Source organism: Actinomadura sp. 6K520, from assembly GCF_004349245.1.
Classification (GTDB): Bacteria; Actinomycetota; Actinomycetes; order Streptosporangiales; family Streptosporangiaceae; genus Spirillospora.
Map to the genome: position 1 here is coordinate 1 of NZ_SMLC01000049.1, position 18,563 is coordinate 18,563.

Sequence of the window (18,563 nt, forward strand, 5' to 3'; positions counted from 1 at the left end):
GTTTGCTGGCATGCTACTGTCCCCCTTTTCCTTTCGGATCCGGGTAAGCCATTAGGCCCAGAGAAAACCTCCAATCCTCTCCCGGCTGAGCCGGGAATACGACCAAGCGCCTCGTGGCGCACTCCCACACCTCCACGACCACGAGGCCGTCGCGTGGGTCGCGGAGCACCCGCACGACGATCGGGGGCTTCCCGTGCCGGTAGGCGTTGGTCACCAGCTCGCAGACGACGAGCCGCCCCACGTAGTCGTCGCCGATCCCCCACTCCGCGAACCGCGCGGCGAGAAACCCCCGCGCCAGCCGCGGAGCCTGATCAGTCGCATCGAGCACGAGCGTCGGGACCTCGGAGACACATGCAGTGCGCATCGCTACAACCTTCGGCGTTCGGACGTGTGTGAACTACGCCACAGAGTCACGCCATCACGCTAAGTTCGCATGTGTACACAGCGCAGTCGCAACAACACGGAACGCGGAGGCTCCCCCCATGGCCACCAACGCGCCCCCCAATCCCAAGGACAGCATGTGGGCCTTCATCGCCTACTACCTGCGTTTCTGCCGCACCCAGCGGGGCCTGTCCGGCGAAGCCACGGGACGCCTCATCAACGCGAGCAAGGCGACCGTTTCACGCGTCGAAAACGGCGTCGACCGCCTGGACGGGCAACGCGCAGCCCTCCTGGACAAGGCATGGGAGACGGGCGGCGTCTTCGGCCTGCTGGTCTGGTACGCCAGCATCGGCCACGACCCACAGTGGCTTGCCCAGTACAAAACCTTCGAGCAGCGAGCGCGGATCATCCGAATCTTCGAGCCGCTCCTGATCTCCGGTCTCTTCCAAACCGAGGAGTATGCCCGGGCCCTCCTGACCGGTGGAGGCGTACCTGATCCGGAGCCGGACGTCACCGAGCGGATAGAACGCCAGAACGTCCTCGACCGAGCGTTCGTCATGGTGCTGTTGAGCGAGGCCACGTTGCGATGGCCTGTCGGGAGCCCCCGGATCATGCGGGAGCAGCTCGCACACCTCCTCGAAGTGGCCGAGCGCCCAAACGTCGTCGTCCATGTAATTCCACAGACCTTCGAGACCAACGCCTATCCGGGCCTGGACGGTGGTCTGAAACTCGTGACGGGAGACGATTTCGGCGAAGTGGCCTACACCGAGTCACTGGGTGGTGGACGACTTATATCGTCTCCATTGGAGGTCGCAGAGTACGCGATCCTGTACGCGCGAATCAGTGCGAAGGCTCTCCCTGAGCACAGGTCCAAGGACCTGATCAGAGCGGCTACGGAGGCGTTCAGTGACGACGAGATGGCGTAAGAGCAGTCATAGCGGCACCCAGAGCGGAAGTGAGTGCGTCGAGGTCGGCCGCTTCCCCGACTCCATCGCCGTCCGAGACTCCAAGGACCCAGAGGGTCCGAAGCTGGTCATCGACCGTGGCGAGTTCGCGGCTCTCATGGCGGCTCTCAAGCGATAACTGCCGGTTGGGCGCGTCGCATTGGTGGGCGGTGCGTGGGGCGCGCCGCCCACCGGTGCTCAGCCGCGGCTATGCGAGTGCGGTGACGCCCTGGTATTCGGCTCGGGGTGCTTGGCCGGTCACCTCGTATTCGAGGAGGAGCAGGCCATTGGGGGTCGCCTCGTGGTGGAGCAGGCGGAGGCCGGACGGGGTGCCCTCGCTCTTCAGCAGCCGCCGGCCGCTTCGCAGGACGGCGGGGGCGATCACCAGGCGGAGCGTGTCCACGAGACCCGCCTCCAGCAGGGAGTCGCCGAGGCGGGCGCTGCCGTGGATCTGGAGTTCCCGGCCCGGCCGTGCCTTGAGGTCGGCGACCGCCTGGACCGCATCGCCCTTTAGAACGGTCGTGGGGTTCCAGGTCCCCTCGGTGAGGGTGTTCGTCACGACGTACTTCGGCAGCGTGTTCATCCGCTCGGCGAACGGGTCGGCCGGGTCGGTGATCTGCGGCCAGTCGCGGGCGAACGCCTCGTAGGTCCGCCGTCCGAGCAGGAGGCCGTCGGCGAGGTCGAGCCAGTCGGAGGCGCGCTTGACGAAGGCCGGGTCCATGTGCGGGACGAGCCAGCCGCCGCGGTCGAACCCGTCGCTGGTGTCCTCGTCCGGCGAGCCAGGACCCTGGCTGACCCCGTCGAGCGTGACGAACTCGGTAATGGCGATCTTCACTTCGTGCCCTCCACGTGTGCTGCGAGCTGGGCGGCGACCGTGCCCCAGCCATCGGCGAAACCGAGCTTGTCGTGCTGTGCGCGGGCGTCGGGGGTCCCGTGCCGGACGACGATCCGGTAGTCCGTGCCGTCCGGGTGGTCGGTCAGCGTGACCGTGGCGGTCATCGCGATCGGCTCGGGCCTCGCGGGACGCCAGTCGCTGTCGATCGCGTTGGTGAACACCATCCGCTCCAGCTCATCGACGGCGACGAAGCACGCGTCCATATGCGGGACGTACTCGGTCCCGTCGTCACTGAAACTCGTCACGAACGCGCCGCCGGGACGCACGTCCAAGCGGTCGACCCGGCACAGCGAAGGCGCCGGGGTCCACCACCTCGCAAGGCGGGATGGATCGGTCCAAGCGCGCCACACGGCCGCCCGTGGGGCACGGATGATGCGCTCCAGACCAAGGTCGAGGTCGGGGTCGAAAGTCATGGCCGGTTCTCCTCCGGATCGGTGACGAACTGTTCCAGGCGGTCGGTGCGGCCCTCCCAGATCCGGCGCTGCTCCGCGAGCCAGTCGTCCACCAGGGCGAGCCGCTCCCGGTTGAGCACGCAGGTGCGCACCCGGCCGGACTTGACCGTGCGGATGAGGTCGTTCGCCTCCAGGGTCCGCACGTGCTTCATGAACGAGGGAAGCGTCATGGGGAACTCGCGGGCGAGATCGCCGACGCTCGCGGGCCCGAGGCCGAGCCGCCGGACGACCGCGCGCCGCGTCGGGTCGGCCAGGGCGACGAACACCCCGTCGAGCTGCGCCGAATACTGTGCCATGAGGCTAAGTATGCCCGCCCACGTTAGTTAACGCAAAGGCTAAGTGTCGGCCCCTGCGAGCCCGCCGACACCGGTACCCCCGAGGACCGTGAGGATTCCGCGGGCAGCCAGCCTGGTTCCCGAGCCGTTGGTATCGTTCGCGCCATGGCCTCGGGAATCGCCGATGGCACGAGAAGGTCCTCCGGATGGACATCCGAAACCGAGACCCGCAGCGGACGAAGTCCATGGAATACGTCGGCCGCGTGCCCGCACCGCCGCTCGACCTTTTCATCGACGACATCTACTGCCTGACCGGAGTGCCGCGCCACCGCCGGATGAACGTCCCGCCGATGCCGTCGGCACACCTGTTCATCAACCTGGGCGAACCCGCCCGCCTCTGGGACTCCGACCCCTCCGTGCCGTCGATGGCGTTCAACGACGCATGGTTCATGGGTGTATGGACCAGGCGTTTCCTCTACGAGTACCCCACACGGGCGAGACTCGTCGGGGTGCACTTCAAGCCATGGGGGATGTCGCCGTTCATCGACATGCCGGCGAGCGAGCTGCGGAACCGGTGGGTGCCGGTGGACGCCGTCTGGCAACGGTCTGTGGACCGGATTCGCAACCAGCTCGGCGACCTCGCATCGGCCGCCGAGACACTGCGGGTCGTGGAGGCGGAGCTGCGTTCGCGGCTTGCCGATGCACCGTCACGCGGTCTCGACCTCGTCCAGCACATGGGCAGGAGACTGGAGACCTCTCACGGCGCGATCCCGGTCGGCGCGCTGGCGGACGCCGCCGGGGTGAGCGGGAATCACCTGGCCACGCAGTTCAAGTCCCATGTCGGGGTCACCCCGAAGCGGGTGGCGCGGATCTACCGGTTCGCACGGCTGATCCTGTCCGTGGACGCGCTGCGCCCGGTCGACTGGTCGGACCTCGCCCAGCGGGCGGGCTACTTCGACCGGGCCCACTTCACCAGGGAGTTCAAGGACTTCACCGGCCACACCCCGACCGAATACCTGGCGCTGCGGCGCCGGTTCCCAGCCGAGCAGGGGTTCCCGCCGGACAGCGGTCCGATGCCCGCCGATTGATTTCTTACATGCCCGGTCGCCCCCGAGGGCGGCAAGATCGGCCGTGAAGGCGCGAGGAGACTGCGAGGAGAACCCGTGGGCACAGTGATCATGCACAGCGTGACGTCGGTGGACGGCTTCATCGCCGACGGGAACGACGACGTCGGGCCGCTGCACGATTGGTACTTCAACGGGGACACCCCGATCACCGCAACCGGCGACCAGGAGTACGACCATTCCGGAGCCGGAAGCCGCTTCAAGGTCTCCAAGGCATCGGCGGAGTACGTCCGGCCGATGTGGGACGCGATCGGCACGATCGTGATGGGCCGCACCCTGTTCGACCTGGTCGACGGCTGGGAGGGCAGCCCGCCCGCGGGCGATCACGTGGTCGTGGTGTCCCACCGGCCCAAGCCCGAGGGCTGGCACCCCGAGGCGTCCTACCACTTCGTCGACGACGTGACGGCCGCGATCGCCAAGGCCCAGGAACTCGCCGGGGAACGAATCGTCAGCGTGAACGCCGGCGAAGTGGGCGGCCAGATCTTCGCGGCCGGCCTGGTGGACGAGGTGGCGATGGACGTGGTGCCCGTGGTGTTCGGGTCGGGCAAACGCTACTTCGGCGGCGTCGACGGGCAGCATCTACTGGAGCATCCCCACGTGGTCGTCCAGGGCGACGGGGTGCTCCACCTGAAGTTCAAGGTGCGCCGCTAGGGCGGGGCGCACTCTCCGCGGCGGACCAGGGTTCCCACCGGCCCTGCCGCATCGTCAAGGACGGGTGATCGCAGTGGACGACCTCGACGCACATGCCCGCGCGCTCATCGAGGCGAATCTGTACCTGACGCTCGGCACCGCCGACGCCGCGGGGCGGCCATGGGTCTCGCCCGTGTACTTCGCGACGGCCGACTACACCGAGTTCTACTGGGTGTCCGCCCACGACGCCGCCCACTCGCGCAACATCGCGCAGCGCCCGCAGGTGAGCATGGTCATCTTCGACTCGCAGGTACCGACTTACCACGGCCGCGCGGTCTACCTCTCGGGGACGGCCGCCGAACTCGTCGGCCGCGACCTCGACCGCGGCATCGGAATCTACCCCGGTCCGGTGACACGGGGGGCGACCGGGGTGACGCCGGACGACGTCACCCCGCCGTCCCCCTATCGCCTGTACCGCGCCACCGTCACCGAGGCGTTCGTCCTCTGCCCGCGAGAACCCCGGCGACCGTGCCCGCTGCACTCGATCAGCGCCGACCACCGGACGCCTGTCCGCCCGTGGCGGTGCGCCCGGTAGCCGCCGCTGAACGCGCCCCCGATTCAGGCGGGCTGGTGGAGCTGGATCAGGTTGCCGCAGGTGTCGTCCAGTACGGCCGTGGTCACCGCGCCCATGTCCGTGGGTTCCTGGACGAAGCGCACACCCAGGCCGCGGAGGCGCTCGTACTCGGCCTTGACGTCGTCCACGGTGAAGGACGTGAACGGGATGCCGTCGGCGACCAGGGCCTCCTTGTACGGCTTCGCCGCCGGGTGGCCGCTGGGTTCGAGCACCAGCTCGGTGCCGTCCGGTGCCTGCGGGGACACCACGGTCAGCCACCGGGCCTCGCCCATCGGGATGTCCTGCTTCTTCACGAAGCCCAGCACATCGGTGTAGAAGCGCAGCGCCTTCTCCTGGTCGTCGACGAGCACGCTCGCCAGGTCGATCCTCATGTCGATCCCCTCTCCCCGTCTGCCTCGGCACCGTCTTCACGGCCGCCGGGCGTCCTGTTCTTGAGCCACCGCTCGACGATCGGTTCGAGCGGCCGCGGGTTGATGTAGTGGAACTTGTAACGGCCCTCGCGCCTGGTCTCGACCAGGCCGGCCGACTCCAGCACGTCGAGGTGCTGCGAGATCGCCTGCCGCGACGAGCCGAGCTGGTGCTTGGTCGTCAGGCGGGCACAGATCTCGAAAAGCGTCTGGCCGTTCCGATCCGTCAGTTCGTCGAGAATGATCCGCCGCGTGGGGTCGGCGAGGGCCTTGAAGACGTCTCCCACGCCCGAAACGATAGGCAAGCCGCGACTTGCATGTCAACCTTGTGCAGGGACGATCTGGTCGGGGTGGACGAGAGGGTGCGTCGAAACACGTCACGATCAACGCGCTCGACCGCCGTCGCCGGGTGGGGGTCGAGACGTCCGGCACACGGGGTCGGCGGCAGGTGCAGGAGGTACCCCGCAGCTACGTCGCGGGGGCGAGGTCGCCTTCGAGGATGGTCCGGGTGATCGGGGGCCGGTCCCAGAGGGCGAGGAGTTCGTTCGCGAGGTCCACGATCGGGAGCGGGTGCGGCTCCTGGCCGGGCACCTCGATGGCGGCGGCCGACAGGCTGCGCGGGACGGCTCGGGCGTCCAGCAGAAGACGCCAGTCCTCCGGTCCGAGTTCCAGGAACTCCAGTCCCTTGAGTTCGGCGATCTCCATCGGGTCCGCGAGGGTGCCGGGACAGGCGGTCAGGGTCCGCAGGCGGGGCAGGCCGACGACGGGGGCGAGGCTCAGCGGATCGTCCTTCCAGACGCCGATGCTCAGGACCTCCAACCGGGGGTGCGCGGCGGCCTCGATGCTCGTCAGGTTCCTGATGTTGACCCTGGCCACGGCTGGAAGCTCGGCACCGTGACGGGTGTCGTCCTCGTCGTCCTCCCCGTTGACCACGAAGCCGGTGAGCGAGTCGGCGAGCAGATGGGCGCCGATGCTCGTTTCGTGGCTGAGCATGATGATCTGGCCCACGTGGCCGCGCGGACCCGGCGTCAGGTCGACCGTGATCCGGTCGCCGCCTCCGTTGTCGCCGAAGACGATCCAGCCGGGAGAGCCGACTACGCCCTGCACGGCGGCGTCGGTTGGGGTGATGACCGCCTCCATCGCCGCGTATTTCCACGGGCATGGGCGAGACGCCGCGTCCGCGATGTACACCTCGTCCAGCGGGAGGACGTCGCAGCCCACCGCCTCGTAGACGCGTTTCACCGTCGCGTAGTCCGAGTTCCGTCCCTGTGGGGGCATAGCCCGGTAGAGCACCTTGAGTTCGTCGGGCAGCGCGACGCCAAGGCGTTCCTCTGCAGCGGCGATTTCGGCGTAGGTGGCACCGTCCGCGCTGCCGAGACGCTCTTCGAGAGCCTTCTTCAGCGACCGCGGATCGGCTGACGGCGCGGGCACCGCCCCGGGCACCGGGTCGGGCAGGCGGCGCCAGGGCTCGGGGACGGCGCCCTCCACCAGGATGAGCGAACCCGGGTACGGCCCGAGGCCGGCCTCCACGGACGGACCGGCGGTCAGCAGGTAGAGCACGGTCCGTCCGGTCGGCGAGATCTCCGCGGCGAACGAGATGTCCTCCAGGCCGGCGTGCTCCAGGGCGCTCCGCACCCGCTCGATGGCGTCGATCTCGTCCTGCATGTCCTCGGTCTGCAGGGCTCGGCCGGGCGGCGGAAACCGCGGCGGCAGCGGCACACTCCACCCGAATGTGCCGATCCGTCCCGCCACGTGGCCGCCCGGCGCGGCGAGGCTCTCGGCGTTGCCCGCCCGCAAGAGCCGCAGCAACGGCTCCCAGGTCGCAAAATCATGAATCGAGGACAACGGCCGCCTCCGGTCACGCCGATGATCGCGTGAGGGTGATTATTGCGGAGAATCGATTTCCGAGGTCGGTGAGTGAGAGTCGATGTGCCCCGACTCGGAGGCGAGTCGGCCCCGGTCACCACCGATCGTTCCAAAGCCGGGCCTTCGTGCGTTGATGGGTCGTCTGATCAGGCGCCCGCCACCATGACCGGGACGGTCAGGGCTATCAGGGCGGTCAGGATCCACAGGGCGGGGGCCGAGCCCAGGACCTGGTCGCGGCGGGCGGCGGCGCGGGCCGCCTCCAGGTCGTTGCGGGCCAGCCACCACGGGTTCTCCCGATGCTCCAGCCAGGCGAGGACGGCACCGAGCGCACCCCCGTACGCGAGGTGGCCGATGAGGCTCGCGAAGTCCGCGGCGATCGTGGGGGCCGTCCACCACAGCGGGACGCCCAGCGTCGCGGGCATCAGGGTCAGCCCGCCGAACACCCACCAGAAGAACCCGTACGAAAGCCCCCAGCCGACGCCGGACACCAGGTCGTAGGCGCGTCCGCGGAACAGCAGCGCGTACGACACCCCGATGCCCTGGGCGATGAGGAGATGGACGACCCAGCCGGCCGCGTCACCGTCCGCGCCGACGAGCTTCGCCACCGTGGGCAGCACGTCCACCGTGCCCCACACGAAACCGAACAGGACGCCGCCGACCAGCCCGGACAGCGCGCCATAGCCGACGACGCGCAGGCCGCGCGTGCCGGCCGCGCGGGTCCGGAGCCGCACATCGTCCACGAACAGGGCGCGGGCGAGGGAGCCCAGCCAGCCGAAGACGGCCGCGATCCCGGCGCCCGCCAGCAGGTACGGCGCCAGCGTGCTCGTCGCCTCCGCCACGGCGGACTCCGACCAGTCGAGGCGGCCCGCGTCCAGCAGCGGTGTGCAGGTCAGACCCGCCACGATCCACCACACGAAACCGTAGGCGGTGCCTCGGACGATAGCCGGACCGGTGCCCTCCGCGCGTCCCGTGAACACCAGCGGGTAACCGACCCCCATGGCCAGCGCGACGACGGGCAGCCAGCCGAGCCGATCGCCGGCGGTGAGGGCGAGGACGCCGCCGACGATCCCGGCGGCGAGCAGGCCGCGCAGGAGCGTCCTCGGCCGCAGATGGTCCGCGGCGACGGACCGGCCGTCCCGCTGCAGCAGCGCGAAGACGACCGCGGTTACCGCGCCGTAGTAGAGGTGTCCGAACAGGCTCGGCAACGCTTCCTGCGCGGCATCCAGGCTCCACGTCATCGGCGTCCCGGACAGCAACGGCAGCAGCGTCAGCGTCCCAAGGAACCACCAGAACATCCCGTAGGCGAGACCCCAGAACAGCAGCTCGCTCGACCGGATCCGCTGGTGCGCCGCGAGCAGCCCGAACACGGCGCCCACCGCGACCGAGATCAGCATGTTCAGCACGAACCCGAGCCACGGCGCCCCCGACCCGGCGAGCACCGCGACGTCCGGGAGCATGCCCAGCGACACCATCGCCGCGCCCCACACCATGCCCCCGGCCGCGCCGGCGAACGCGCCCGCCGGTGCGCCGCGCCCGGAGAACACCGGTCCGCGGACCGCCTCCGCCGTCATCGCGCACCCCCTCCGGGCAGCGCCGCCGGAGCGTCGGCGGGCGGGCCCGTGACGACGATGTCGCGCGGGAACGCCACGTCCAGCACCCAGTCGAGCAGGACGCGGACCCGCCGCTCCACCCCCGGCAGCTTCGCGAGATAGATGCCGCGCCACAGCAGCCAGGCGCTCAGCCCGGAGAAGGGACGGCCGCGGATCTCCCCGGCGGCGGTGCGATGGCCCAGCGCGACGAACGTCCCGATCGTCGTGAAGCGGAACGGGCGGGGCCGCTGCCCCCGCAGCACGGCGGCGATGTTGTCGGCGACCGCCTTGCCCTCGCGCATCGCGTGCTGCGCGGTCGGCGGGTAGAGCGCGCCGTCGGGCGCGGGGATCTGGGCGCAGTCACCGATCGCCCAGACCCGGTCCATCTCGAACGCGCGGAGCGTCCGGTCGACGAGGACCGCGTCGCGGCGGCCGGTCTCCCCGGGCAGCGTCCGCAGCATCGGGTTCGGCTGGTTGCCCGCCGTCCACACGAAGGTCGCCGTCTCGATCACCTCGCCGCTGTCGAGGTGCACGCTCCGGCCGGTCGCGCCGGTCGCGCGGACGCCCAGCCGGAACTCGATGCCGCGGGACCGCAGCTTCTCCAGCGCGTACGCGCCCAGGCGTTCCGACAGCTCGGGCAGGATCCGCCGATCGGAGTGGACGAGGACGAAACGCGGCTCGTCCGGGTCGATCGCGGGATAGAAGTGCAGCACGTCATGGGTGAGGTCGTACAGCTCGGCGACCGACTCCGTCCCGGCGAACCCGCCGCCCGCGACGACGAACGTCAGCAGGCGCCTCCGCTCCGCCGGATCGGTCTCCTGGTCGGCGCGCTCCAGCAGCCCCAGCACCCGTTCCCGCAGCCGCACCGCGTCCCCGAGCGACTTCAACGTCAGCGCGTTCTCCGCCACACCCGGCAGATCCGGGAAGAACGGGACGGACCCGACCGCCAGCACCAGATGCTCGTACCCGACCTGCTCGCCCCCCGATTCGAGGACGACCCGCCGCCGCGCGACGTCCACCCCCGCGACCCGCCCGTGCCGGAACCTCGTGTGCGACGCCGCGGCCCGCACCGGTGAGCTGATGTGCTGCGCCTCCAGCCCACCGGACGCGACCTCCGCGAGCATCGGCGTGAACAGCAGGTAGTTCGAGTCGCTGATCAGCGTCACGTCGACGCGATGGCCCCGCAGGTTCAGCCGCTCGAACCGGCGCGCGGCGCTGACCCCGCCGAAACCGCCCCCGACGATCACGACGCGCGGCGCGGGCGCCTTCGGCCTGTCCGGACGCCCGCCGAACCCCCGCATGGCGGAATGGAACAGCATCCCCGCCAGCGTCCCCTGGAGCAGCGAGCCCACCAGCTCCGGATACAGCGCAGTCGCCGCCTCCACCGTCCAGGTCGGCGTACCGCCCCGGACCCACGGATCCAGGCTCAGCCACCACACCGTCCAGCCGAGCACGCCGAGCAGCAGCCCGCCCGCCGCCGACACCGCCGGACCGGACGGCCGCCGCCCGACGAACGCGCCGAGCAACTGCCCGATGACCGCCGCGTACAGGGCGAACACCGCCCACCCGAACGTGCCGTGGGACGCGAGCAGGCCCTGCCCGGCCATCAGCCCCCCGACCGCCAGCCCCGACACCAGACCGCAGCCCATGCCGATGAGCACCCTGACGCCGCCCCCCGGCGCCGTCGGACCCTGCTCCCGAAGCCGCATGTCACCTCACCGTCCCCCACCGGCCGCGGGCGGGGCCGCCCGCTCGCCGCCCCGTCCCGACGGACCCCCGGGACCGCACCGACCGTCCCCCGTGAACCGGTCGAGGCTCGGTCCCCGAGGCCCTCGACCCTCGTACGGGCGAACTCGACCGCGCGGTTCAGCCGACGTCGCTCCAGCCACCGAACACCGGCAGGACACAGGACCCGAACGACATATGCCCTGCAAGCCGGCCTGCGCCCCCTTCCCCCCCGACCGCTTGCGGCCACTCCGCCCTAGCAGGTTGAGAGGCCCGATCCCGTCAGGCGACATGTCGGGCGGCGCGGCCGGTCCGGCCGTGGAGAACCCACGGAACCGGCAGCCGCCGGAACGACATCGACGTCCTGCTCCTCGACCCTCTGCGGGAGCGAGCAGCAAGTGCGCACCGCGGTGGTCCGCCGCGGTGCGCACTCGTTGTCGCCGAGGGTCAGGGCCGCTGGCCGGGCTTGTCCACGACCTCGATGGCGTCGCGGACCATGAGCCGCTGCAACGTCCCCGCCTTCACCGTGAACGCGGGCTCGCCGGCGGACTCGAACGTACGGCTCTTGATCGTGATCGCGCGCTCGCCGAGGTAGGCGTAGGTCTGCGGGTCGAGGAGCACTTCCTCGTGCAGCCAGCCGTCCACCGTCAGGCCGAGGCCGATCGCCGGGCGCCCCGCGGCGTCGACCCTGCCCTCGACCGGCGTCACGCCGGGGATCAGCTTGATCGCCCGGAAGATCGCCGCCTCCGTCTCCGCGGAATGGACAGTGTCCCGCAGGAGCGTGACCAGCGTCTGGTAGGCCATGAAGGAGTGGCCCTTGCTCCCGCCGACCTTCCGCAGCAGCGCCTTGGGATCACTGGGCAGGGGCTCGTACTTGGCCGCGACGGATGACGACACCGTTTCATGTCCGGTCTGCGGCTTGCCGTTCTTGTAGGCGGCGAACTGCTTGCCGTCGCCGCGCCGCCACAACTCCCACGCTTCCGTCTTGTACGGACCGCCGCTGACGAGCCCGGCAGGCTTCGCCGACGAGGTCAGCTTCATCTTCGTGTAGACCCACTGCCGGGGGCCGGGTGCGTCGAGCGACCGGGTCTCGGCGGCCTTGGCGGCCCGGTCGAGCACGTGTGCCGCCTTGGCGGCCGATCCCAGCGAGATGCTCTGCGGCGCCGCCCCGGAAGATTCCGGTGCCTGCTCACCGGCCGGCAGGTCGGCCCGCAGGACGACCCCGCCGACGGCGATCGCCGCCATCGCCCCGACGACGGCGAGGCGCACGCCCAGGCCGGGCAGTTGGAACCGGCGGGGTGTCCGCTCCGGCCCTTCCGCGCGCCCACCGTCCCCTGCCTGCGCCGCCGTCTCGGCGTGGAATTCCTTGGGCGGTGTGAGCGTCATGATGTCCTCCGCGAGGTCGCGCGCTGCGGGCCGGCCGGCGAATCCGGCCAGGTTCTCGTCGTGGACGCGGGCCATCGACCGCACCAGGTCGTCGGTGGAGTGCGACTTCATGTCAGGGATCTCCGTTCGCTGATGGGACGTGTGGGGCCCACGGCCATGGATTCGGACCGCGCCGAGCGCAGCGCACGGGAGAAGCGCTTGCGCGCACGGTGCAACCGGACGCGCGCGGCTCCGGCGGAGCAGCCGAGGACGGCCGCGATGGCGGCGTGGTCCAGCCCCTCCCAGGCGACCAGGCCGAGCAGTTCGCGATCGTCGACCGACAGGTCGCGGAACGCCTCCGCGATGGCCGACGCCTCAACGGGGTCCGCGGCGACCGCGGCGATCTCGTCGCGGAGGTCGTGGCGCAGGCTCGTCGTGCGTCGCCGGCGCTGCGCCTCACCACGCCAGTGATTGGCCAGCACCTTGCGCGCGACGCCGTACAGCCACAGCCGCGCCCTGTCACCGGCCGGGATCTCGTCCAGCCGCCGCCACGCGATCGTGAACGTCTCGGCCACCACGTCGGCGGCGTCATCGGGCGACGGGCAGCGGCGCAGCACGTAACCGAGGATCGGCTCGTACGTCGCGGCGTACATCGCCTCGAACCGTGCCTCACGGCCGTCACCCATCGAAGCCCCGATGGTCGGATCTCTCCTGGTGCACGTGGCCCTCCTTCACTGGTGGGGGAACACCACGTACGTGTCGAGAGACCCGCCGGTGTTACACCGCGCGGGCGCCCTCGGTTCGCGGCCGCGCGGCTACTGCGCCATGTCGACGAAGCGGCTGTAGTGGCCCTGGAAGGCGACGGTGACGGTGGCGGTCGGGCCGTTGCGGTGCTTGGCCACGATCAGGTCGGCCTCCCCGGCACGCGGCGACTCCTTCTCGTAGGCGTCCTCGCGATGCAACAGGATCACCATGTCGGCATCTTGTTCGATTGATCCCGATTCACGGAGATCGGACACCATGGGCTTCTTGTCCGTTCGCTGCTCGGGGCCTCGGTTGAGCTGCGACAGCGCGATGACGGGCACGCCCAGCTCCTTCGCGAGCAGCTTCAACGACCGGGAGAACTCCGACACCTCGACCTGGCGGCTCTCGACGCGCTTGCCCGAGGTCATCAGCTGCAGGTAGTCGATGATGACCAGGCGCAGGTCATGCTGCTGCTTGAGCCGCCGGCACTTCGCGCGGATCTCCATCATCGACATGTTGGGGGAGTCGTCGATGAACAGCGGCGCCTCGGCGACCTCGCTCATCCGGCGCGCCAGGCGCGTCCAGTCCTCGTCCTGCATCGTGCCCGACCGCATCGCGTGCAGCGCCACCCGCGCCTCGGCCGACAGCAACCGCATGGTGATCTCGTTGCGCCCCATCTCCAGGCTGAAGAACGCCGACGTCAACCCATGCTTGATCGACGCCGCCCGCGCAAAGTCGAGCGCCAGCGTCGAGTTATGGGTCGGGATGCACGACCGGCCCGCCAGATACATGTGGTCGGAGTTGTCGACCTGGACGCACCGGACCGGCACGCTCTCGACCGGCCGGACGTCCACGATGTACCGCACCCGCGCCTTGGGGTGGACGATCCTGCGCTGCCGCGCCGCCTTGCGCGGCAGCCGGAACACCGTCTCGCTCGGCGTGAAGTTGATCCGGTAGAAGGTGGAGGTCTCCGGAGAGCGCCCCCTGACCGGCTTGGTCGTCATCGTCGCGCGGTAGCCGAGGCTGAGGATCAGCTCGTGCGCGTCCTCGGCCAGCCGCCTGTAGGCGAACGCCAGCTGCACCTGGCCGATCTCCGAGACATACCCGTCCGTGTCGAGCATCCCGGCCAGCAAGGCCCGCCGCTGCTCCTCAGACGCCCGCAGATACTCGGCCGGGATGTGCTTGTTGCGCCACAGGCCCAATGCCTTGATCTTGGTGACCAGACCGGGAAGGCCGAAACTTCCCGGGGTCCTGTGCCGCCTGACCGGCTGCCCAGCTGCTTCGATCTGTTCCAGAATCTCTTCGTCGAAGCACGTTATGGAGCAGTTCGTGGCACACCCATCACCTAGCCAGGTGCCGAGGACATACGGATCGACGGGCAACTCGGCGGTCGGGAACTGGAACGGAGCGGCTACTTCGACCGCATGATTGGGACGGCTGTCCCCATCGCAGCGGACGGTCGCGGCGATCTCCCGAGTCGTCTTGATGGGGCGGTGCTGTGCCGTTGTCGCAGCGTTCTTTGGACGGACGGCACGATGCAGCAGCCCCCTGTAGAGACTCGTGCGGTCATAGCGAACCTGGCGCTTCGAGATGCTCCGATCGGCTTCACCGGCATGGCCGAGCTGCCGGGTGACCGCGTACAGCGCATGTCTGAACTCGGCTCCTACCTCGTCCACGGCCTGCCGGTGCGAAATGAGCTGACGGGGTTGCTCATTGGCCTCCGCCGTCGCCCACCGAACACGGTTGATCGCTTCGTCGGGCCAGTAGTAGGTCGTTCGGGTCTCGCTTCGCTGACGGCGACTTGCACGTGTCGTCGTACGCCACTGGTGCTCGGCGTCGGCGACGATCACCTCGCCGTCCGAGAACTCGATCTCGTAGCAGGGGCGACCGTGCATCACCTCTGTTGCGGCGACGACACGAGTCGGTTTGCCGTCGGCTCCGATCAGGTAGTCGCCAACGGACACTTCCCCCATGGTGGTCCATCCCGTTGGGGTTGGAAGGGGAGTATTCAGACATATCGCCTTCCCCATGGCAGGTCTTGCGGCGACTACTACCATTTGTCCGGGATGTAGGCCGTTGGTGAGGGCGTCCAGGTCGGCGAAGCCGGTGGGGCAGCCGACCATCTGGCCGCCGCGGCTGCCGATCGCCTCGATCTCGTCCAGGGCGCCCGGCATGATCTCGCTGAGCGGGACGTAGTCCTCACCGGCGCGCTTCTCGGCGATGGCGAAGACCTCGGCCTGGGCGCGGTCGAGGACCTCGTCGGCGTCGGCGCCGTCGGCGGCGTAGCCCATCTGGACGATGCGGGTGCCGGTCTCGACCAGCCGGCGCAGGATCGCGCGCTCGTGGACGATGCGCGCGTAGTACCCGGCGTTGGCCGCGGTGGGCACCAGGGAGATCAGGGTGTGCAGGTAGGGTGCGCCGCCGATGCGCCCGATCTCGCCGTTCTTGGTGAGCTCGCCGGCGACGGTGACCGCGTCGGCGGGATCGCCCCGGCCGTAGAGGTCGAGGATGGTGTCGAAGACGATCTGGTGCGCGGGACGGTAGAAGTCCGGCGTGCGCAGGATGTCGACGACCTCGGCGATGGCGTCCGGGGAGAGCAGCATGCCGCCGAGGACGCCCTGTTCGGCGGATATGTCGTGCGGTGGTGTGCGCTCGAACTCGGGTTCGCTCGGTCCGCCGATTTCGGCAACGCTCACCGTCGCACCCCCTTCATCTCGATCGCCGGCGGCCCCGTCCGCCCCGTCGGCGACCGTCCGTCCCAGGTCTATCCGAAGCGTCCGACATTCTCGCGAGCCCACGCGGCGGCGGGCAAAGCGTCCTGTGGACAAGGCTGTGGAATGCCTGTGCAGACACGCCGCGCAGGTTGTGCACGACCTGTGGAAAACCTTGTGGATTCATTGCGGACGAACCGCGCCGCAAGTCGTTGAGCTGCGAAAACTTCATCCACCGGGTGTGCGGAAAAGAAAGTCGGCCGGTCGGCCCGATGTAAGGTGCCAAGTGGATTAGGAGGATTACCAGGGTGCTACCCTCGGCGCGGTGAAGACCTCCCGGCGCCCCGCGGCCACGCATGATCGCGAGATCCTGCGCCTCGCCGTGCCCGCCTTCGGCGCGCTCGTCGCCGAACCGCTGTTCCTGCTGTCGGACTCGGCGATCGTCGGCCGGCTGGGCACCGAGCCGCTCGGCGGTCTGGGAGTCGCCGGCCAGGCGCTGGCCACCCTCGTCTACCTGTGCGTCTTCCTCGCCTACGGGACGACGGCCGGGGTGGCCCGGCAGATCGGCGCCGGGGACATGCGGGCGGCGGTCCGGCAGGGCATCGACGGCATGTGGCTCGCGCTCGCCATCGGCGTCGTACTGATCATGGCCGGCTGGCCGCTGACCCCGGCGATCGTGGACGCGTTCGGCGCCTCCCCGGCCGTCGCGCCCTACGCCGAGACCTACCTCGCCGTGAGCCTCTTCGGCATCCCGTCGATGCTGGTGGTCCTGGCCGGGACGGGCGTGCTGCGCGGCCTGCAGGACACCCGCACGCCGCTGTACGTCTCGATCGGCGGGTTCTCGCTGAACCTCGTGCTCAACGTGCTGTTCGTGCTCGTCCTGGACTGGGGGATCGCGGGCTCGGCCTGGGGCACCGTCATGGCCCAGACCGCGAGCGCCGCCGTCTACGTGTGGGTCGTCCTGCGGGCGGCGCGGCGGCACGGAGCCCCGGTGCACCCGGATCTCGCCGGGATGAAGACGGCGGCCACCGCGGGAGTCGGGCTGCTGCTGCGGACGGCGGCGCTGCGCGTCGTCCTGATCGTGGGGACGTCGATCGCGGCCCGCATGGGGGACGCGGAGATCGCCGCCTACCAGGTGGCCTTCCAGGTGTGGACGCTGCTGGCGTTCGCGCTCGACGCCATCGCGATCGCCGGGCAGGCCATCACCGGACGGTACCTGGGCGCGTCCGACATCACGGGCACGCGGGCCGTCACGCGCCGGATGGTGTGGTGGGGGATCGCGAGCGGCGCGGTGTTCGCGCTGCTGATCCTGCTGGTCCGGCCGTGGCTGCCGGGCCTGTTCACCTCGGACGGCGGCGTCCACGACCTGCTGTTCGCCTCACTGCTCATCGTCGCGGTGCTGCAACCCGTCGCGGGCGTGGTGTTCGTCCTGGACGGGATTCTCATCGGCGCGGGGGACGGCGCGTACCTCGCGGTGACGACGCTGCTCGCGACGGTCGTCTTCCTGCCCGCCGCCATCGCCGCCTACCGGGCGGACGCCGGGCTCATCGGGCTCTGGACGGCGATCTCCCTGTGGATGGCGACCCGCCTGGTCACCCTGGGCCTGCGTGCCCGCGGCGACCGGTGGATGGTCACCGGCGCCGTCCGCTGAGAGCCGATTTCCGCGAACCGCACCCGTACCTGGCGTCACACTCGCTACTATTCGAACATGTGTTCCACGCATGGCGAGCGGATGGCCCGGCTGACCCAGGCGATCGACGACCTGGCGGCCGAGGGCCTCGCCGGACTGCCGCCCGAGACCCTGGTGGAACGCGTCGCCGGCATCTGGTCCCTGGTCGAGGGCATCGACCCCGAGATAGCCCGCCGCCGCACCCGCTACACCACCCCGGAGACCTGACCCCCGCCGGTGGTGGCCGCGGTCAGCCGTCGAAGGACGGAAAGATCGACGTCACCAGGCCCCCGGCGGAGCCGCTCGCGCCCCCCGAGCCGTTCAGCCGGTCCGCGACCGACCTGCGCAGTTCGGGCAGCCGCGCGTAGAGGACGTCGCCGGGGCATGTGGTCGAGTTGTAGTCGCGGTGACCGACGATCGCCTCGGCGGGTTCGAGGTTGTACGCCCGGCACAGCCAGACGCACACCTCCACCAGCGAGTCCCACAGCCGGCGCGGGACCCTCGCGCTCGTGTACGTCCCCTCGCTCTCGATCCCGATGGTGTGCTGATTGTGGTGCAGGACATGCGCGCCGACCGCGTGGTTCTTCGCCCGGATGGCCGCCAGGCTCTGGTTGCGCCCCTCCATCACGATGCCGCCGCGGCTGATCGTGAGCTGCTGGCCCGTGTCGTTCCAGCCGTTCCCGTCCATGTGCCACTTCTGGATCTGCCGGGACAGGCCGAACGCGTGGACGAGGGAGCGGTCCCTGGTGTTCGCCGAGGCCGTGTGGTGCACGACGATGTGGTCGGGCGGCCGGTCGAGGATCCGGGCGGCGCGCTTGGGCGACCGCGCGTTCCACTGGGCGCGCGTGTACACCTGGGGAGCGTCCGCCCTGAACGCCGGGTAAGGCGGTCCCACCGGATACTCGCTCGCCATGGCCCCATCCCGTATGGACGACCCCACCGTCAGCAGGCCCGCCGCCCCGACCACACCGCCGATGAGCGCCCGGCGCGTGAACTGCGGGCCGCAGCGTTGCCCGCCGTCCGCGCCCTCCCCCGAATGCGCGTGCAACACATCGACCTCTTTCGTTCCGACTCGATCTGATTACGGAACGTATTGGCCGCTAGTTGATCACCCCAAACACCGGGTGATTCAGGGACGTTTCACATGAAACC

20 protein-coding genes are annotated in these 18,563 nt (G+C 70.0%); 7 read left to right on the forward strand and 13 right to left on the reverse strand.

The window, feature by feature from the left end:
* Positions 1–13 precede the first annotated feature (13 nt).
* Positions 14–364, reverse strand: a complete 351-nt coding sequence (locus E1289_RS15505; RefSeq protein ID WP_131980633.1) for an ATP-binding protein — start codon at positions 362–364, stop codon at positions 14–16.
* A 118-nt stretch (positions 365–482) separates the two neighbouring features.
* Between E1289_RS15505 and E1289_RS15510 the strand changes: the two genes are divergently transcribed.
* Both E1289_RS15510 and E1289_RS15515 read left to right on the forward strand, forming a co-directional pair.
* Positions 483–1,307, forward strand: coding sequence for a helix-turn-helix transcriptional regulator (locus E1289_RS15510; protein WP_131980635.1), 825 nt, complete (start codon positions 483–485; stop codon positions 1,305–1,307).
* On the forward strand, positions 1,288–1,464 hold the full coding sequence (locus E1289_RS15515) for a DUF397 domain-containing protein (RefSeq protein ID WP_131980637.1): 177 nt from the start codon (positions 1,288–1,290) through the stop codon (positions 1,462–1,464). The genes E1289_RS15510 and E1289_RS15515 overlap by 20 nt, the downstream gene beginning before the upstream one ends.
* 69 nt (positions 1,465–1,533) lie before the next feature.
* Here the strand turns inward: E1289_RS15515 and E1289_RS15520 are convergent, their stop codons facing one another.
* The 3 genes from E1289_RS15520 to E1289_RS15530 are packed head-to-tail and all read right to left on the reverse strand — an operon-like array spanning position 1,534 to position 2,968.
* Positions 1,534–2,160, reverse strand: coding sequence for a dihydrofolate reductase family protein (locus E1289_RS15520; RefSeq protein ID WP_131980639.1), 627 nt, complete (start codon positions 2,158–2,160; stop codon positions 1,534–1,536).
* Positions 2,157–2,633 carry an SRPBCC domain-containing protein gene (locus E1289_RS15525; protein ID WP_131980641.1) on the reverse strand — a complete coding sequence of 159 codons (477 nt, stop codon included), beginning with the start codon at positions 2,631–2,633 and terminating at the stop codon, positions 2,157–2,159. Before E1289_RS15525 ends, E1289_RS15520 begins: the two co-directional genes overlap by 4 nt.
* A complete protein-coding gene (locus tag E1289_RS15530) occupies positions 2,630–2,968 on the reverse strand; it encodes a metalloregulator ArsR/SmtB family transcription factor (RefSeq protein WP_131980643.1) in 339 nt (112 codons plus the stop codon). Before E1289_RS15530 ends, E1289_RS15525 begins: the two co-directional genes overlap by 4 nt.
* Before the next feature lie 185 nt (positions 2,969–3,153).
* On the opposite strand from E1289_RS15530, the gene E1289_RS15535 reads away from it, so the two are divergent.
* The 3 genes from E1289_RS15535 to E1289_RS15545 all read left to right on the forward strand — a co-directional run bounded on the left by E1289_RS15535 (position 3,154) and on the right by E1289_RS15545 (position 5,296).
* On the forward strand, positions 3,154–4,035 hold the full coding sequence (locus E1289_RS15535) for a helix-turn-helix domain-containing protein (protein WP_207928985.1): 882 nt from the start codon (positions 3,154–3,156) through the stop codon (positions 4,033–4,035).
* Positions 4,036–4,110: 75 nt separating this feature from the next.
* Positions 4,111–4,722, forward strand: coding sequence for a dihydrofolate reductase family protein (locus E1289_RS15540; protein WP_131980645.1), 612 nt, complete (start codon positions 4,111–4,113; stop codon positions 4,720–4,722).
* Between the two features lie 64 nt (positions 4,723–4,786).
* Positions 4,787–5,296, forward strand: a complete 510-nt coding sequence (locus tag E1289_RS15545) for a pyridoxamine 5'-phosphate oxidase family protein (protein WP_207928986.1) — start codon at positions 4,787–4,789, stop codon at positions 5,294–5,296.
* Between the two features lie 23 nt (positions 5,297–5,319).
* Here the strand turns inward: E1289_RS15545 and E1289_RS15550 are convergent, their stop codons facing one another.
* The 8 genes from E1289_RS15550 to dnaB all read right to left on the reverse strand — a co-directional run bounded on the left by E1289_RS15550 (position 5,320) and on the right by dnaB (position 15,727).
* Positions 5,320–5,706: a VOC family protein gene (locus E1289_RS15550; protein WP_131980647.1), complete on the reverse strand. Its 387-nt coding sequence runs from the start codon at positions 5,704–5,706 to the stop codon at positions 5,320–5,322.
* Entirely contained in the window at positions 5,703–6,029 is a 327-nt protein-coding gene (locus E1289_RS15555) for a metalloregulator ArsR/SmtB family transcription factor (protein ID WP_131980649.1), read from the reverse strand. Before E1289_RS15555 ends, E1289_RS15550 begins: the two co-directional genes overlap by 4 nt.
* Positions 6,030–6,210: 181 nt before the next feature.
* The gene (locus E1289_RS15560) at positions 6,211–7,587 is read right to left on the reverse strand and encodes an SMI1/KNR4 family protein (RefSeq protein ID WP_131980651.1); all 1,377 of its coding nucleotides are present in this window, start codon (positions 7,585–7,587) and stop codon (positions 6,211–6,213) included.
* A 167-nt stretch (positions 7,588–7,754) separates the two neighbouring features.
* The gene (locus tag E1289_RS15565; RefSeq protein WP_131980653.1) at positions 7,755–9,179 is read right to left on the reverse strand and encodes a hypothetical protein; all 1,425 of its coding nucleotides are present in this window, start codon (positions 9,177–9,179) and stop codon (positions 7,755–7,757) included.
* Positions 9,176–10,906, reverse strand: coding sequence for an NAD(P)/FAD-dependent oxidoreductase (locus E1289_RS15570; RefSeq protein WP_131980655.1), 1,731 nt, complete (start codon positions 10,904–10,906; stop codon positions 9,176–9,178). Before E1289_RS15570 ends, E1289_RS15565 begins: the two co-directional genes overlap by 4 nt.
* A gap of 463 nt (positions 10,907–11,369) precedes the next feature.
* Positions 11,370–12,419 carry a CU044_5270 family protein gene (locus tag E1289_RS15575; RefSeq protein ID WP_131980657.1) on the reverse strand — a complete coding sequence of 350 codons (1,050 nt, stop codon included), beginning with the start codon at positions 12,417–12,419 and terminating at the stop codon, positions 11,370–11,372.
* Entirely contained in the window at positions 12,416–12,973 is a 558-nt protein-coding gene (locus E1289_RS15580; protein WP_131980659.1) for a sigma-70 family RNA polymerase sigma factor, read from the reverse strand. The genes E1289_RS15575 and E1289_RS15580 overlap by 4 nt, the downstream gene beginning before the upstream one ends.
* 129 nt (positions 12,974–13,102) lie before the next feature.
* Complete coding sequence (gene dnaB, locus E1289_RS15585) at positions 13,103–15,727, reverse strand: replicative DNA helicase (protein WP_131980703.1); 2,625 nt, start codon at positions 15,725–15,727, stop codon at positions 13,103–13,105.
* A 340-nt stretch (positions 15,728–16,067) separates the two neighbouring features.
* On the opposite strand from dnaB, the gene E1289_RS15590 reads away from it, so the two are divergent.
* Together E1289_RS15590 and E1289_RS15595 are read left to right on the forward strand one after the other, a co-directional pair.
* A complete protein-coding gene (locus E1289_RS15590) occupies positions 16,068–17,393 on the forward strand; it encodes an MATE family efflux transporter (protein ID WP_131980661.1) in 1,326 nt (441 codons plus the stop codon).
* A 57-nt stretch (positions 17,394–17,450) separates the two neighbouring features.
* The gene (locus tag E1289_RS15595; protein WP_052357975.1) at positions 17,451–17,639 is read left to right on the forward strand and encodes a hypothetical protein; all 189 of its coding nucleotides are present in this window, start codon (positions 17,451–17,453) and stop codon (positions 17,637–17,639) included.
* Positions 17,640–17,661: 22 nt separating this feature from the next.
* Here E1289_RS15595 and E1289_RS15600 read toward each other — a convergent pair whose 3' ends face one another.
* The gene (locus tag E1289_RS15600) at positions 17,662–18,324 is read right to left on the reverse strand and encodes a peptidoglycan recognition family protein (RefSeq protein ID WP_131980705.1); all 663 of its coding nucleotides are present in this window, start codon (positions 18,322–18,324) and stop codon (positions 17,662–17,664) included.
* Positions 18,325–18,563: the final 239 nt, after the last annotated feature.

What these genes read in the sequence shown, in the direction of transcription:
- E1289_RS15505 (WP_131980633.1), bottom strand. Translation starts at nt 364, where the DNA reads ATGCGCACTGCATGTGTCTCCGAGGTCCCGACGCTCGTGCTCGATGCG.
- E1289_RS15510 (WP_131980635.1), top strand. Translation starts at nt 483, where the DNA reads ATGGCCACCAACGCGCCCCCCAATCCCAAGGACAGCATGTGGGCCTTC.
- E1289_RS15525 (WP_131980641.1), bottom strand. Translation starts at nt 2,633, where the DNA reads ATGACTTTCGACCCCGACCTCGACCTTGGTCTGGAGCGCATCATCCGT.
- E1289_RS15530 (WP_131980643.1), bottom strand. Translation starts at nt 2,968, where the DNA reads ATGGCACAGTATTCGGCGCAGCTCGACGGGGTGTTCGTCGCCCTGGCC.
- E1289_RS15535 (WP_207928985.1), top strand. Translation starts at nt 3,154, where the DNA reads ATGGACATCCGAAACCGAGACCCGCAGCGGACGAAGTCCATGGAATAC.
- E1289_RS15550 (WP_131980647.1), bottom strand. Translation starts at nt 5,706, where the DNA reads ATGAGGATCGACCTGGCGAGCGTGCTCGTCGACGACCAGGAGAAGGCG.
- E1289_RS15565 (WP_131980653.1), bottom strand. Translation starts at nt 9,179, where the DNA reads ATGACGGCGGAGGCGGTCCGCGGACCGGTGTTCTCCGGGCGCGGCGCA.
- E1289_RS15570 (WP_131980655.1), bottom strand. Translation starts at nt 10,906, where the DNA reads ATGCGGCTTCGGGAGCAGGGTCCGACGGCGCCGGGGGGCGGCGTCAGG.
- E1289_RS15575 (WP_131980657.1), bottom strand. Translation starts at nt 12,419, where the DNA reads ATGAAGTCGCACTCCACCGACGACCTGGTGCGGTCGATGGCCCGCGTC.
- E1289_RS15580 (WP_131980659.1), bottom strand. Translation starts at nt 12,973, where the DNA reads ATGGGTGACGGCCGTGAGGCACGGTTCGAGGCGATGTACGCCGCGACG.
- E1289_RS15595 (WP_052357975.1), top strand. Translation starts at nt 17,451, where the DNA reads ATGTGTTCCACGCATGGCGAGCGGATGGCCCGGCTGACCCAGGCGATC.
- E1289_RS15600 (WP_131980705.1), bottom strand. Translation starts at nt 18,324, where the DNA reads ATGGCGAGCGAGTATCCGGTGGGACCGCCTTACCCGGCGTTCAGGGCG.